The 14,571-nt window shown below is 69.4% G+C and carries 15 protein-coding genes; 10 read left to right on the top strand and 5 right to left on the bottom strand.

The window, feature by feature from the left end:
* Positions 1 to 15 precede the first annotated feature (15 nt).
* On the bottom strand, positions 16 to 456 hold the full coding sequence (locus tag ASF22_RS02530) for a DUF1489 domain-containing protein (RefSeq protein ID WP_056261113.1): 441 nt from the start codon (positions 454 to 456) through the stop codon (positions 16 to 18).
* A 78-nt stretch (positions 457 to 534) separates the two neighbouring features.
* Positions 535 to 1,536 (bottom strand): hypothetical protein, encoded by a 1,002-nt coding sequence (locus ASF22_RS02535; RefSeq protein ID WP_056261115.1) that lies wholly within the window; start codon positions 1,534 to 1,536, stop codon positions 535 to 537.
* Between the two features lie 139 nt (positions 1,537 to 1,675).
* Here ASF22_RS02535 and ASF22_RS02540 point away from each other — a divergent pair, with 139 nt between their 5' ends.
* The 5 genes from ASF22_RS02540 to ASF22_RS02560 all read left to right on the top strand — a co-directional run bounded on the left by ASF22_RS02540 (position 1,676) and on the right by ASF22_RS02560 (position 6,769).
* Positions 1,676 to 2,902: an MFS transporter gene (locus ASF22_RS02540; protein WP_056261118.1), complete on the top strand. Its 1,227-nt coding sequence runs from the start codon at positions 1,676 to 1,678 to the stop codon at positions 2,900 to 2,902.
* Positions 2,903 to 2,967: 65 nt separating this feature from the next.
* Positions 2,968 to 4,092, top strand: a complete 1,125-nt coding sequence (locus ASF22_RS02545) for an MlaE family lipid ABC transporter permease subunit (protein ID WP_244472916.1) — start codon at positions 2,968 to 2,970, stop codon at positions 4,090 to 4,092.
* 121 nt (positions 4,093 to 4,213) lie between these two features.
* Positions 4,214 to 4,936 carry an ABC transporter ATP-binding protein gene (locus ASF22_RS02550; RefSeq protein ID WP_244474187.1) on the top strand — a complete coding sequence of 241 codons (723 nt, stop codon included), beginning with the start codon at positions 4,214 to 4,216 and terminating at the stop codon, positions 4,934 to 4,936.
* A 62-nt stretch (positions 4,937 to 4,998) separates the two neighbouring features.
* Positions 4,999 to 6,081, top strand: coding sequence for an MlaD family protein (locus tag ASF22_RS02555; RefSeq protein ID WP_056261123.1), 1,083 nt, complete (start codon positions 4,999 to 5,001; stop codon positions 6,079 to 6,081).
* Between the two features lie 103 nt (positions 6,082 to 6,184).
* Positions 6,185 to 6,769, top strand: a complete 585-nt coding sequence (locus tag ASF22_RS02560) for an ABC-type transport auxiliary lipoprotein family protein (RefSeq protein WP_056167489.1) — start codon at positions 6,185 to 6,187, stop codon at positions 6,767 to 6,769.
* 68 nt (positions 6,770 to 6,837) lie between these two features.
* On the opposite strand, the gene ASF22_RS02565 is transcribed toward ASF22_RS02560, so the two are convergent.
* The 3 genes from ASF22_RS02565 to thiE form a co-directional block, all read right to left on the bottom strand.
* Positions 6,838 to 7,467, bottom strand: a complete 630-nt coding sequence (locus ASF22_RS02565; RefSeq protein ID WP_056167485.1) for an XRE family transcriptional regulator — start codon at positions 7,465 to 7,467, stop codon at positions 6,838 to 6,840.
* A gap of 93 nt (positions 7,468 to 7,560) precedes the next feature.
* A complete protein-coding gene (gene thiD / locus ASF22_RS02570; protein ID WP_056261127.1) occupies positions 7,561 to 8,367 on the bottom strand; it encodes a bifunctional hydroxymethylpyrimidine kinase/phosphomethylpyrimidine kinase in 807 nt (268 codons plus the stop codon).
* A gap of 27 nt (positions 8,368 to 8,394) precedes the next feature.
* Positions 8,395 to 9,105: a thiamine phosphate synthase gene (thiE, locus tag ASF22_RS02575; protein WP_056167479.1), complete on the bottom strand. Its 711-nt coding sequence runs from the start codon at positions 9,103 to 9,105 to the stop codon at positions 8,395 to 8,397.
* A 136-nt stretch (positions 9,106 to 9,241) separates the two neighbouring features.
* On the opposite strand from thiE, the gene ASF22_RS02580 reads away from it, so the two are divergent.
* The 5 genes from ASF22_RS02580 (at position 9,242) to nadC (ending at position 14,490) form a co-directional block, all read left to right on the top strand.
* Positions 9,242 to 9,808 (top strand): sugar O-acetyltransferase, encoded by a 567-nt coding sequence (locus ASF22_RS02580; protein WP_056261128.1) that lies wholly within the window; start codon positions 9,242 to 9,244, stop codon positions 9,806 to 9,808.
* Between the two features lie 89 nt (positions 9,809 to 9,897).
* Positions 9,898 to 10,911, top strand: coding sequence for a hypothetical protein (locus ASF22_RS02585; protein ID WP_244472915.1), 1,014 nt, complete (start codon positions 9,898 to 9,900; stop codon positions 10,909 to 10,911).
* 132 nt (positions 10,912 to 11,043) lie between these two features.
* Positions 11,044 to 12,066 (top strand): quinolinate synthase NadA, encoded by a 1,023-nt coding sequence (gene nadA, locus ASF22_RS02590; RefSeq protein WP_056261131.1) that lies wholly within the window; start codon positions 11,044 to 11,046, stop codon positions 12,064 to 12,066.
* On the top strand, positions 12,063 to 13,589 hold the full coding sequence (locus ASF22_RS02595; RefSeq protein ID WP_056261134.1) for an L-aspartate oxidase: 1,527 nt from the start codon (positions 12,063 to 12,065) through the stop codon (positions 13,587 to 13,589). Before nadA ends, ASF22_RS02595 begins: the two co-directional genes overlap by 4 nt.
* Positions 13,590 to 13,626: 37 nt before the next feature.
* Positions 13,627 to 14,490: a carboxylating nicotinate-nucleotide diphosphorylase gene (gene nadC / locus ASF22_RS02600; RefSeq protein ID WP_056261138.1), complete on the top strand. Its 864-nt coding sequence runs from the start codon at positions 13,627 to 13,629 to the stop codon at positions 14,488 to 14,490.
* Positions 14,491 to 14,571 lie beyond the last annotated feature (81 nt).

Raw genomic sequence — 14,571 nt, forward strand, 5'->3', positions numbered from 1 at the left:
GGTATCCCGACGGCGTCAGATGAGACCGAGGCTGGCCAGTTCGCGGCGTAGTGCATCCGGCATTTCCGCCAGACCGTCGGCCGTCGCTGCGTCGAGATCGGCCGGAGCGTCGTTGGCCTTGAGATAGCGCCAGCCCTGGAATGGGCGGCACGGGCGCGGCGAGACCGGAACAACCACGGGATCGAGGACGAGGCGGCAGCGGCCGATACCGTCGGCACCGGTGAACGGTGCGATCGCCGCGATGGTCTGCCGACAGGCGAGTGTGCCCTTGATCACCCAATAGATCGAACCGCCGCCGAGGATCTCGGACATGCGGGTCGGAACCATGCGGGTGACGTGGGCGGGTGCCGGGTCGCGCGCCTGTGCCAGGGCGTCGGCGCGGGTCTGGGCGATCCGGGCTTCGAGCTCCGCGATGGAGGCGGGACCGACGCACAGCTTCAGGAGGTGGAGAGCCATGCCCGCTCTCCTAATCGGATCCGACGGTTCGTGAACCCTGGTTGGGACGAGAAAAGCCGTGGTCGCGACGCCGCACCCTCACGAGAACAGTGCGCGCTTCTCCTCGTCCGAAAGGCTGTCGATATCGGCGAACGCGGCGGCGATGTCCTTCTTCGGGGCCCCGTCTACGACGCGCTCCTCCTCGGGGATCTCGTCTTCGGGGATCTCGTCTTCGGGGATCTCGTCTTCGGCGGTCTCCTCCACGAGGATTTCGTCCGACGGATCAGCCATTGCGTCGCCTTGCGTCGCGTCGGCGGCCGTCTCCGAAGAGGGCGTGGCGGCAGCGCTTTCGGCCATTGCCGTCGGTTCAGCGGGGACCTCGGAAACGGATTCCGCGACCGCTGCGGGGGCAGGCTGCGCGGCGACCGGCTCATCGATGAAACGGTCGACGTCGCTCTGCGACAGATCGAGGGGCTCGGCAGGATTGGACTCACCGGGGGCGGGCGGCACCGCCTCGAGACTATCGCCCCAAATCGCCATCATCGCGGCGACCCGCTCTTCGAGGTAGCGCAGGGTGTGGATGATGCGTGCCGTGCGCTGCGCCGTGAGATCCTGGAACGAGCAGGCCGTGTAGATCTCGGTGGCGCGCTGGTCCAGCGCATCGCAGAGCGCCGCGTCGGAGCCCGATTCCCGCAATGTCCAGGCGGCCTCCTGAACGTCCTCGGCAGCGCTCAGGATGTCGGAGGTCGCCCGCTCCGTGGAGCGCACGATGGCGTCGAGGGCCACGGAGGCGATGCCGAGGCGGCTGTTCTCGTGGTCCGGCGTGCCGAGGGCGACGATCTCCGCCTTGGTGCGGGCGATGGCGTTGGCCATGTCGAGGAGGTCGCCGCGCATGCGCCCGACCTGGGACCCGTCGCGCTCCTGGGTGACGACGGCTTCGAGGCGTGCGATGGCGCCCAGGACGGACTGAGTATCTTCGCCCCGCGTGCGCCGGGCGTATTCGTCGAGGAACCAGCGCCCCCGTGCGCTCTCGGACATCGCCGTCTCGATGCGATCGTATTCCGAAACGTCGATGGACGTCAGCGAGCGGGAACGCGACATGTAGATCCGGGTCCTCGGGTTGCTGCACCCCCGGTGTTCGATCGGGGCCACAGACATTCCGAACGATTGACACGATGGTTTTAACGCGGGCTTTACGGGTCCGATCTGTCCCCACATCTTCTCGCGGCCCCGAGCCAACGTGCCCCACGCCACCGCCACGCCACCGGAGCCGAACCCGTTCCGGCTCGCGAGCCTCTACGCCGTGGTCTTCGTCGAGATCGGCATCGCCATGCCGTTCATGCCCGTCTGGCTCAACGCCCTCGGCCTCGAGGCCGGGATCATCGGCGTTCTCCTCGCCCTGCCCATCGCGGTCAAGATCGTCGCCACCGCCCCCCTCGTCGGACTCATCGACCGGGGCGTCGGTGCGCGCGCCCTCCTGGTGGCGGGAAGTCTCGCCTTGGCGGCCACCTACGCCCTGATGCCGGCCGGCGCGGCGCTCGGCTGGCCGGTGCTCGCGCTCCTCATTGCGCTGAACGCGACGGCCGGCGCCCCCCTGGTGCCGAGCATCGACTACCTGACGCTCGCCGCCGTTCGCCGCAGCGCCCGCCTCGACTACGCCCGGATCCGCATGGCCGGTTCCATCGCCTTTCTCGCCGCCAACCTCGCCGGTGGCGCGGCCTTGGGGTTTCTCGGCGAGCGGCTCGCCGTGCCGCTCCTCACCACCGCCCTCGCCCTGCTGGCGGCGGCGGTTTGTGCGGGTGTCCGCCTCGAACTTCCCACGGCGGCCGTCCCGCGTACGAAGGCGACGCGTGTTCCCCTGCCCCGCCTTCTCTGGCTCACCATCGCGGCCGGAGCGGCGATCCAGGCGAGCCATGCCGCGCTCTACGCTTTTGCCAGCATCCACTGGAGTCTCAGTGGGTTTCCCGTGGCCTGGATCGGAGCCCTGTGGGCCATCGGCGTGCTGGCCGAGATCGTTCTGTTCGCCGGCATCGGTTTGTGTCCGGCGGGGTGGCGAACGCCGTTCCGCCTGCTCGGCCTCGGGGCCGCCGCGGGTGCCGTGCGCGCGATCGGCATGGCGTTCTATGGCGATACCCTCGGGGCGGTCGTCGTCCTGCAGACCCTGCACGGCTTCAGCTTCGGTGCGACCCAGCTCGGCGCCATGGCGGCGGTGTCGCGCTTCGCCCCAGAGGGCGCGCGCGGACGGGCGCAGGGGACGCTCAGCGCCACCAACGCCCTGGCGTCGGCCTGCGCCACCCTCGCAAGCGGGCTCGCCTACGGGCATGGCGGTGGACCCCTCGCCTTCGGCCTCATGGCGCCGCTGGCGGTGATCGGCCTGTGCCTGACGGCACGCGCCGCGCGCCTCGCGCAGCGGCAGCGTCTTCACAGCGCCGCCTTTGTGGGCCAGCACTCGGATACGATTGCGTAACCCTAACCTGTGAGGAACGGGGAACGCGAGTAACGGAGTGGCGTGTCGTGCCGACCGCTGAGACCCTGCCGAACCCGGACGTCGCCGACGCCTCCGCCCTCACGGGTGGACGCATCGCCCTGCGCGGGCGCTGGACCGTCGACCAGGGCAACGCCGTGGAGGCCGCCGCCGCGGGAATTTTTCGCGATGCCGAGAGGGGCTCCGTCGTCGTCGACCTGACGGGGGTGACCCGCCTCGATACCCTCGGGGCCTGGGTCCTGGAGCGGACCCGGTCGGAGATCGAGGCCGCGGGCGGGCGCCTCGCCTACGCGGGTGCCAGCCCCGAACACCGAATTCTCCTGGGCGAGGTCAAGCTGCCCGCGGCCGAGCCCGTGTTGGCACGGCGCGGCCGGATGTTCGGCTTCCTGCACGACCTCGGCAAGCGCGTGGTCGGCGCCCGCTCCGACCTCGTCGCTGGCCTCGCCTTCTTCGGAGAAGTCGTCACCGCCTGTATCCGGGTCGCGGCCCGGCCCGGGACGTTCCGCGGAACCGCCTTCGTCAATCAGCTCGATCAGGTCGCCTTCCGGGGCGTGCCGATCATCGTCCTCATCTCGTTCCTCGTCGGCGGCATCGTCGCCCAGCAGGGCATCTTCCAGCTCCAGCGCTTCGGGGCGCAGAGCTTCGTCGTCAACCTCATCGGGCTCCTCATCCTGCGCGAGCTCGGCGTGCTCCTCACCTCGATCATGGTGGCGGGCCGCTCCGGCTCGGCCTTCACCGCCGAGATCGGCTCGATGCGGATGCGCGAGGAGGTCGACGCCCTCCGGGTCATGGGCCTCGATCCCATCGAGATCCTCATCGTCCCGCGTATCCTCGCCCTCGTGGTCGGGCTGCCGATCCTCGCCTTTCTCGCATCCCTCGCAGCGCTCGCCGGCGGCGGCCTGACGGCGGCGCTCTACGGTGGCATGACCACGGAAGCTTTCCTCGCCCGGCTGCAGGTGGCGGTGTCGTTCCACCACGTCGCCGTGGGGCTGATCAAGGCGCCGTTCATGGCACTGATCATCGGAATCATCGCGACCATCGAGGGCTTTGCCGTGGAAGGCTCGGCCGAATCCCTCGGGCGCCACGTCACGGCCTCAGTCGTGAAGTCAATCTTCATGGTCATCGTCCTCGATGGACTCTTCGCTGTTTTCTTCGCGGCAATCGATTTCTGACCCTGTGCAGACCGAACGCGCCCAGGCCGAGCGGCCGACCCGTGAATACGTAGCCGGCACAGAGCCGGACGCGATCATCCGCGTCCGCGACCTCGTCGTCGGGTTCGGCTCGAAGGTCGTCATGAAGGGCCTCGACCTCGACATTCGCCGGGGCGAGATCCTGGGCTTCGTCGGACCCTCGGGCCAGGGCAAGTCGGTGCTGACCCGGACCATCCTCGGTCTCGTACCCAAGCGGTCGGGCCGGATCACCGTGTTCGGCGAGGACGTGGACGGCCTCACCGTCACCCGGCGCCGGCAGATCGAGCAGCGCTGGGGCGTACTGTTCCAGCAGGGCGCCCTGTTCTCGGCGCTGACCGTCAAGCAGAACATCCAGATGCCCATGCGCGAGCACCTGAACCTGTCCGAGCGCCTGCTCGACGAGTTCGCGCGTCTCAAGATCGAGATGGTTGGTCTCAAGCCCGATGCCGCCGACAAGCTTCCGTCGGAACTCTCCGGCGGCATGATCAAGCGCGCGGCCTTGGCCCGCTCCCTGGCCCTCGACCCGGAGATCCTGTTCCTCGACGAACCGACCTCGGGCCTCGATCCCATCGGCGCCGGCGAGTTCGACGAACTCGTCGCCACCCTGAAGCAGACCCTGGGCCTGACCGTGTTCATGGTCACCCACGACCTCGATAGCCTCTACACCGCCTGCGATCGCATCGCGGCGCTCGGCGACGGCCAGATCATCGCGCAGGGCACCATTTCCGAGATGCTGGAGAGTGACCATCCGTGGTTGCGCTCCTACTTCCACGGCAAGCGCGGCCGCGCCGTCATCCCCAACGGCACGCGCCATGCGGCGGCCTGATCCCCTTCACCGTGTGGTGACGCACCGCGCGTCCACCCCGAACCCGGGCAATCGCTGATCCGATGGAGACTCGCGCGAACTACGCCCTGATCGGCGCCTTCACCCTCGCCGTGCTCGTCGCGGCCTTCGGCTTCGTGTTCTGGCTGCAGGGCGGCTCGCGCAGCCAGGCCCGTCAGGCCGTGCGGATCGTCTTCTCCGGCAGCGTCGGGGGCTTGGCCAAGGGCTCGACGGTGGCGTTCAACGGCATCAAGGTCGGCGAGGTCACGGACGTGCGCCTGCTGCCGCAGGACCCGCGCCGCGTCGTCGCCATGGTCGAGGTCGAGCGGACCACGCCTCTCCGCGCCGACACCCGCGCGCGCCTCGATTCGGCGATGCTGACCGGCGTCTCCACCATCTCGTTGTCCGGCGGCAACGCCGATGCACCGGCCCTGGGCACCGGTACGGGCGACCAGATGCCGACGATCTTCGCCGATTCGTCCGACATCCAAGACATGATGGCGGCGGCCAAGCAGATCGCCCAACGGGCCGACGACGTACTCCAGCGCCTCGACAAGGTGGTGGCCGGCAACGAGGGCGCCATCAACCGGACGCTGGCCAACGTCGAGGCGTTCTCGAAGACCCTGGCGGATGCCGGACCGGCCGTGAGCGGCTTGGTGAAGGCCATTGATGGACAGAAGCTCAACCGCGTCATCGACAATGCGGATCGCTTCTCGGCGGCGCTGGCGGCCGGCAGTCCCGACATCGAAGGCGCCATCAGGGACGCGCGCGGGATGATGGCCAAGCTCAATACCTCGGCCGACCGCGTCGACGCCGTACTGAAGGGGGCCGAGGGCTTCCTCGGTTCGGCCTCGGGTTCCGCCGGGACCAGCACGTTCACGGAGGTGCGTGAGGCCGCTATCTCCGTTCGCGACGCGGGCAAGGCGTTCCGCACCCTGTCGGAGAACCTCGACAAACGGACGTCGAACATCGCAACCAGCTTCAACCGCCTCAGCGGCACGGGTCGGCGCGAGGTCGAAGCCCTGTCCACGGACGGGCAGCGCACCCTCAACACCCTCAACCGCACGGTGAAGAACCTCGAGCGCGACCCGAGCCAGGTGATCTTCGGCGGCAAGCCGTCGTTGCCGGAATACAACGGTGGTCGTTGAATGCTGTTTTGCCGGGATGAGGGTGTCCCGGCGCACGGCACGAAACGAGCTTTGCCGTAGTTTGTCCCTCGCAGCCTGTCGCGCTGCGAAGTCCGGATCGCGTATGACCCACTTTTCACCGGCCCTCGCCCTCGGCGTGAGCCTGCTCGCCGTGGCCCTCGGTGGCTGCGGCGGCGCCGTGCCGCTCACCTTCGACCTCGCCGCGCTCCCGCCCTCGGGTCGGGTCAGCGCGTCCGCGCGCTCCGTCACCGTGGCCGAGCCCGTCGGTATCCAGCCGTTCGAGGCCGACCGCATCATCGTGCGCGAGCCCGGCGGAGCCCTGTCCTTCCTCGGCGGCGCCCAATGGGCCGACCGGCTGCCGCGGCTGATCCAGACGCGCCTGATCCAGAGCCTCGAAAATTCCGGTCGCTTGAAGTCCGTGAGCCGGCCGGGCGACAAGATCGTCTCGGATTTCCAGCTCATCTCCGAGATCCGCGCCTTCGACATCGCTGCGGGCTCGGGCGAGGCAGTGGTGGACCTCTCCGCCAAGATCATCGCCGAGGGCACCGGAAAGGTCGTTGCCGCTCGGGTGTTCACGGCCCGCATCCCGGTGGCGAAGGTCGATGTCGCCTCGGCCGCCGTGGGGCTCGACGCGGCGCTCGCGCGGGTGCTCGGCGAAATGGTCGTGTGGGTGAATTCCGGCCGCTGAGGCCTTCGGACGGATGATCGTTCGCGGACGTAGCGCTCATTCCCGAGAGCGGTGTGTCCACCAAACGATCATTCCATCACGGCCGCCTTCATGATCACCACCATGATGGCGCGGGCCGGCTCCGGACCGATGCAGCGCACCGTGTGCGGACGGTCGCAGCGATAGCGCAGGGTCTCGCCCGCGCGGGCGCGCTGGACCGTGCCGGCGACTTCGACTTCGAGCTGCCCCGTGGTGACCGTGAGGGATTCGACCGAGCCGCGCTGGTGCGGATCGGAATCGAGGATGCCGCCGGGATCGGCCGACACCTCGTACCATTGCAGCCACTCGACGGTCTTGATCCACCCGACGATGGCGAGCCGCACCTTGCCGTCGTCCGAGACGAGGATCGGCGTGTCGGCGCGCGAGGTCTTCTCGATGAACGGCTCTTCGTCGCTGGTCGCCAACACGCGCTCGATGGACACGTCCAGTGCCTGGCTCAAGCGCCAGATGGTGGCCAGGGTCGGGTTGGTCTCGTTGCGCTCGATCTGGGAGATGATCGACTTCGCGACCCCCGATTGCTCCGCGAGTTCGGACAGCGAGAGGTTGTAGGCCTTGCGCAAGCGCTGGATCGTCTTGCCGAGCTGACCCGAAAGCAGTTGGGCGCCCGTCAGGATATCCCGCTGCCGCCCGCGCTCGGGGGTCGTCACCTGATCGTCCATTGTCCCTGTAACCCGCCGGATCGTTCCGTACATCGAACGAACGTGCGGTACTTCAAACGCAAAATTCGAACACGCGCAAGGCGGGCAGTGGTCTCAGGTCCACAGGGCGTGGAAGTGATGAACCGGTCCGTGTCCTCGCCCGACCTGCATCGTATCGGCCGCCTGGAGGGCGGCGGTCAGGTAGCGTTTGGCGTCCCTGACCGCTTCGACGAGGGGGCGCTTGTGCGCGAGCCCTGCCGCCACCGCCGCCGACAGGGTGCAGCCGGTGCCGTGGGTGTTGCGGGTGGCGACCCGGGGAGCGGCGAACCGGCGCAACGTTCCATCGGCGCACAGCAGATGATCCACGCTTTCGTCGCCCTCCCCATGGCCGCCCTTCACCAGAACCGCCCGGGCTCCGAGCGCCAGGAGTTGCCGTGCTTGCGCCACGGCTTCGTTCTCGCTCCTCGGCGCTGCGGCGCCGATCAGCGTTCCGGTTTCCGGCAGGTTGGGGGTGACGAGATCGGCGAGCGGAAGGAGGAGGTGGCGCAGGGCCTCCACCGCGTCCTCCGAGATGAGCCGGTCACCGCTAGTCGCTACCATCACGGGATCCAGCACGATGGGAATATCCCGGGCATGCCGGCGCAAACCCGCCGCCACGGCCTCGATGGTCGCGACCTGCGATAGCATTCCGATCTTCACCCCCGTCACCGCAAGGTCGCCGAAGACGCTGTCCATCTGCGCCGCGACGAAGGCCGCCGGTACGTCGTGGATGCCCTGGACGCCCTGTGTGTTCTGGGCTGTCAGCGCGGTGACGACGCTGGCGCCGTAGACGCGCAGGGCCGCGAAGGTCTTCAGGTCCGCCTGGATGCCGGCGCCCCCGCCCGAATCCGAGCCCGCGATGGTGACGGCGATGGGGGTCATGGCGTGCCTTTGCGTCCTGCGACGACCTTACGGAACCGCGGCGCGGGCGGCGAGGGCCGAATCGACCCGGTGGCGCAGGTCGCGCGCCCGCGCCTCGACATCGTCCCCGGCGAACAGGGCGGAGATGATCGCGACTCCGTCCGCTCCGGCCGCGATCACGGCCGCAGCGTTGCTCGAATCGATGCCCGCGATGGCCCCGAGGGGGAAGTTCTGCCCCCGCGCGAGGCGGCCCCGGAACAGGATGCGGCCGAGGCCATCGAGGCCGACGGGCGGGTCGGGGTTGTCCTTGCTCGCGGTGGAGAACACACCGCCGATGCAGGCGTAATCCACCGGCAGCCGGTAGAGCTCGTCGGCCTGCGCACCGGTCTTCAGGGTCAGGCCGACGATGGCCGAGCGCCCGAGGAGGCGGCGCGCATCGGCCGGATGGAGATCGGACTGGCCGAGATGCACGCCCTCGACGCCCGCGGCGAGGGCGAGGTCGACGCGATCGTTCACGAGGAGCGGGACATGGCTCCCCGCGAGGGCTTCGTGGATCGCCCGGATGCGGGCCAGGGCGGCACGGGCATCGTCGATGGTTTTTTCGCGATACTGGAGGAGGGTGCAGCCGCCGCGCGCCGCCGCGCTCGCCAGTGCCGCGAGCCGCCCGACATCGGTGCCGCAGAATCCCGTGTCGAGGATTCCGTAGAGGCGCAGATCCACCGGCACCGTGCGCCCCGGCGCGTCGTCCCGTCCGATCACAGCGTTCTCCCCGGTCAGCCCCGTCCCATTCGTCTTACGGGCTGGTGCCCATGCCGCAAGGGCCCGCGAAGGTGGAAGCTCGGGAGCTTGACCGGTGGGGCGGCGTTGATGGGGCGAACACAACTGGGGGATCCGCATGGACCGTACGCCGAAACAGAAGATGCTCGCGGGCGAGCTCTATCATCCCGACGACCCCGAGATTCAGGCCGATGCCGGCGCCTGCAAGGCCTGGATGGTGCGCTACAACGCGGCCCTCGGTCTGTCGCCCGGCGACCGGCGCGCGCTCCTGCGCGAGCGCTTCGCGGCCGTCGGCGACGAGTCCGTCATCCGGCCGCCCTTCCACTGCGATTTCGGCCTTCACATCACTCTGGAGGACCATGTCTTTCTCAACTTCGGCTGTGTGATCCTCGATTGTGCCCCGGTCCATATCGGCGCGCGCACGCAGATCGGACCCGGGGTCCAGATCCTCACGGCGGATCATCCCCGCGATGGCGCTTCGCGCGAGGCCGGTTTGGAGTTCGCGCGGTCGATCCGGATCGGCCGCAACGTCTGGATCGGCGGCGGCGCCCTCATCCTGCCGGGGGTGACCGTCGGCGATCACGCGATCGTCGGCGCCGGCAGCGTGGTGACCCGGGACGTGGCCGAGGGGGATACGGTGGTGGGAAACCCGGCCCGGCCCTTGCCCCGGCGGGAGGAAGCCTGACCCATAGGCCATGCCGTTTGGCCGTTCATCACGGCGGCGCGATGTGCCATGAGCACGCGGCACGATGTGCAGAAGGCACGCGGTGCGAGATGGAGGCTGACCAGGTGACGACGGTGAAGGACTCGCAGGGGCGCGACAACGCCTCGCTCGTCAACCCGTCCGCCGTGGGGCTCGTCGCCGTCATCATCGCCGCGACGGACGGCGAGCCGCGGGCCCTGACGGTGCAGGTCGAGGGGCAGGCGCCGGGCCGTTCGGACGGACTGCCCGCCGGGCCCCTCGTGCCCGAGCACCCGACCCTGGAACGTGGGCTGCGAGCGTGGGTCGAGCGCCAGACCCATCAGCGCCTCGGTTACGTCGAACAGCTCTACACCTTCGGCGACCGCGACCGTCAGGGCGACGAGAGTCAGGGCCTGCATTCCCTGTCGGTGGCCTATCTCGCGCTGGTTCGCGAGGTTCGACCCGGCGGTCTCGCCGAGGCTTCGTGGCGCAACTGGTACCGCTACCTGCCCTGGGAGGATTTTCGCGAGGGCCGGCCAGCGGCCCTGGCCGAGATCGAGCCGAAACTCCTCGCCTGGGCCGGCGGGACCGGCGACCCGAAGCTGAAGCGCCGGCGCGAGGATCGCCTCAGCCTCACCTTCGGCCTGTGCGACGGCACCTGGAACGAGGAGCGGGTGCTGGAGCGCTACGAACTGCTGTTCGAGGCCGGCCTGATTCCCGAGGCGCAAGGCCAGTCGGGTGCCGCGAGCCCCGCCGACCTCCCGGTGACCGGACAACCCATGGCGTTCGACCATCGCCGGGTGCTTGCGACCGCCATCGGGCGCCTGCGTGGCAAGATCAAGTATCGGCCCGTTGTCTTCGAGCTGATGCCGCCGACCTTCACGCTGTTCCAGCTTCAGCGCACGGTGGAGGCTCTGTCGGGGACCAATCTGCACAAGCAGAACTTCCGCCGGCTCGTCGCTCAGCAGGGTCTGGTCGAAGAGACCGATGGGGTCACCAGCGGTGCCACCGGCAGGCCAGCCCGCCTCGTTCGGTTCCGGCGCGAAGTCCTCCTCGAACGCCCTGCCCCGGGCTTCCGCCTCAGGCCGGCGAAACGCCCCACCTGACAGCCGCGGCGCACCATCGAGGGTGCGCCGCAAAAACGTTATGCTCAAGTCCAGCATATCTAGACAAGTGCGGATTGGGCCCCTACGTTAGTCGGCACAATGCTCATTTTGAGCATAAGTGAGGACGCATCCATGGCGGCCACCAGTCTTCCGATCGCTCCGGCGCCCGCGGTTTATGCCGGCCTGCCTCTGCCCGATATCTACGCGCGGGTCGCCCGGCACGTGCCCGCCATCGAATGGCCGGCGCTCGCCGATGACGTTGCGGCGATCCTGGAACTGAAGAAGACACGCAACGCCGTCATCCTCGCCCACAACTATCAAGCGCCGGAAATCTTCCATACGGTGGCGGACATCGTCGGCGACAGTTTGGCGCTGGCTCGCGAGGCCGTGACGGTGGATGCCGACGTGATCGTGCTGGCCGGCGTGCATTTCATGGCCGAGACCGCCAAGCTCCTCAACCCGGGCAAGACCGTCCTCATTCCGGACATGGCCGCCGGCTGCTCGCTCGCCGATTCGATCACCGCCGCCGACGTGCGGGGGCTGCGCGAAAAGTATCCCGGCGTTCCCATCGTCACCTACGTCAACACGTCGGCGGCCGTTAAGGCCGAATCCGACCTTTGCTGCACATCCGGCAATGCCGTCGACGTGGTTCGGTCCCTCAACGCGCCCCGCGTTCTTATGATTCCCGACGAGTTCCTCGCCCAGAACGTGCAGGCCCTGGTGCCCGAGGTGGAGATCCTCACCTGGGCCGGTCATTGCGAAGTCCATGAACTCTTCACCCCGGCGGATATCCACGCCGTGCGCGAGAGCTATCCGGGCGTCACGGTCATCGCTCATCCCGAATGCCCGCCCGACGTGGTGGCCGAAGCCGATTTCTCCGGCTCGACGGCGATGATGATGAACTTCGTGACCGAGAAGCGCCCCCGGCAGGTGGTGCTCGTGACCGAGTGCTCGATGGGCGACAACATCGCGGCGGCCAACCCGGACATCGAGTTCATCAAGCCGTGCAACCTGTGCCCGCACATGAAGCGCATGAGCCTGAAGAACATCCGCCGCGCCCTCGAGACCCTGACTCACGAGGTCACGGTCGAACCCGAACTCGCCGACCGGGCGCGCTTGGCGGTGGAGCGCATGCTCGCGGTGCGGCCGCGATGAACGCGCACGCACCCTTCTCCTTCGCGACGCCGGACCGCGTCATCGTCATCGGAGCCGGCGTCGCCGGTCTCGCGACGGCGCTTCGCCTCGCACCGCGTCCCGTCACACTGGTCACGGCGAGTCCCCTCGGGCTCGGCACCGCCACGGGCTGGGCGCAGGGCGGCATTGCCGCCGCCATGGGTGAGGACGACGCACCGGCCCTTCACGCCGCCGACACCCTGGCGGCGGGCGCGGGCCTGAGCGAGCCGGAGGTCGCCGAACGCGTCGCGGCGGCCGGCCCCGGCCTCATCGAATGGCTCGTCGGCCTGAATGCCCCGTTCGACCGGGATACCGTCGGCGCCCTCGCGCTCGGGCTCGAGGCTGCCCATTCCCACCGTCGCATCGTGCGAGCCGGCGGCGATTCGACCGGTCGTCTCGTCCTCGAGACCCTGGTGCGGGCCGTGTCCGTCACGCCGTCCATCGACGTGGTCGTGGCGCGGGCGCGTCACCTGATGCACGACCGTCAGGGGGCGATCGCGGGCGTTGTGTGCGAGCGCGGCGGCACGCGGCTGCGCCTGGCGGCCCGCGCCGTGGTGCTCGCCACCGGCGGGATCGGTGCGCTCTACGCATCGACGACCAATCCGCGCGGCGCCACCGGGGCCGGCCTTGCCCTGGCGGCCCGGGCCGGTGCCAGCCTGCGCGACATGGAGTTCGTGCAGTTCCACCCCACCGCCATCGCGGTCGGCGCCGATCCGATGCCGCTTGCCACCGAAGCCCTGCGCGGCGAGGGCGCGCGGCTCGTCGACAGACTGGGTGCCCCGATCATGGCCGGCATCGCGGGTGGGGATCTGGCGCCCCGGGACGTCGTCGCCCGGGCGATCTTTCAGGCGCAAGCACGGGGCACGCAGGTGTTCCTCGACTGCCGCGGCGCCTTGGGCGCTCGCATGGCCACGCGGTTTCCCACGGTCGCCGGTTTGTGCGCGACGGCCGGCATCGATCCGCAGCACGAGGCGATCCCCGTGCGGCCGGCGGCGCACTACCACATGGGCGGCGTGAGGGTGGATGGCAGCGGCGCCAGCACCGTACCGGGGTTGTTCGCCTGCGGCGAGGTCGCGTCCACGGGCCTGCACGGCGCCAACCGCCTCGCCAGCAATTCGCTTCTCGAAGCCATGGCGTTCGCGCCCTGGATCGCCGAGGCCATCGAGGCCGTTCCGTTCCCGGGGGCCGCGCAGGCGGTGCCGGAGCAGCCCCGTCCGGCGTCGGATCTGCCGACGATCCGCGCCATCATGGAGCAACGCGTCGGCGTCGTGCGCGATGCGGACGGCCTCGCGGAGGCGGTCCGTCGGCTGATGCCAGCAGCCGAGGCCGGCTGCGACGCCGCCCTCGTCGGGCTCGTGGTCGCCACATCGGCCCTGTCGCGTCGGGAGAGCCGGGGGGCGCACTGGCGCAGCGACTGTCCCGATCAAGCTCCGGTCCGGCACACCGAAACGACCTTGGCCGAAGTCCTGAGCTCTTCGGCAGTCGACGCACCCGCCTTCGCCTGATTCCGGCCCACTGCCCGAAACGCCCGGGAGGGCTTCCATGACCGACGATCTGCACCTCGTCCCGCTGCCCCGCCTCATGGTCGAGCCCATCGTGCGGGCAGCCCTGCTGGAGGATCTCGGCCGGGCCGGCGACATCACCACCGACGCCATCGTGCCGGCATCCTTAACGATGAACGCCGTCATCACCGCCCGCCAGGACGGCGTGATCTCCGGCATCGACGCCGCCGTCCTCGCCTTCGGCCTCATCGATCCGGCCGTGGTGGTGACGGTGGTGCGCGGCGACGGCGCCACCGTGGCGCCGGGCGACGTGGTGATCCGCCTGTCCGGCCCGGCGCGGGCGATCATCACCGCAGAGCGGGTGGCCCTCAATCTCCTGTGCCGTCTTTCGGGTGTCGCCACGGCCACGGCGGGCCTCGTCACGGCGGCGCGGCCGCACGGCAGGGCCAGCATCGTCTGCACCCGCAAGACCACGCCGGGCCTCCGCGCCCTCGAGAAGCATGCGGTCCGGGCCGGCGGCGGCTCGAACCACCGCTTCGGCCTCGACGACGCCGTGCTCATCAAGGACAACCACGTGGCGGTGGCCGGCGGCATCGTCCCGGCCATCACCCGGGCGCGGGCCCATGTGGGCCACCTCGTCAAGATCGAGTGCGAGGTCGACACCCTGGCCCAACTCGAAGAGGCCCTCTCCGTCGGCGCCGACGCCGTGCTCCTCGACAACATGAACCCGGATCAACTGCGCGAGGCCGTGCGGATGATAGACGGGCGCGCCATTTCGGAGGCCTCGGGCCGGATCACCCGCGAGACCGTCGGGGCGGTGGCTGCGTCTGGCGTCGATCTGATCTCCTGCGGCTGGATCACCCACAGCGCGCCGATCATCGATCTCGGTCTCGACGATGCTTGAAGGTTTGGCCTGAAACCGAAGGACCTTACGGCCAAGGCGCCACACTGTGGCCATGGAGTCACGACGTCGCGGCAAGCGATG

The sequence above is a fragment of the Methylobacterium sp. Leaf87 genome, from assembly GCF_001422775.1.
Taxonomy (GTDB): domain Bacteria; phylum Pseudomonadota; class Alphaproteobacteria; order Rhizobiales; family Beijerinckiaceae; genus Methylobacterium.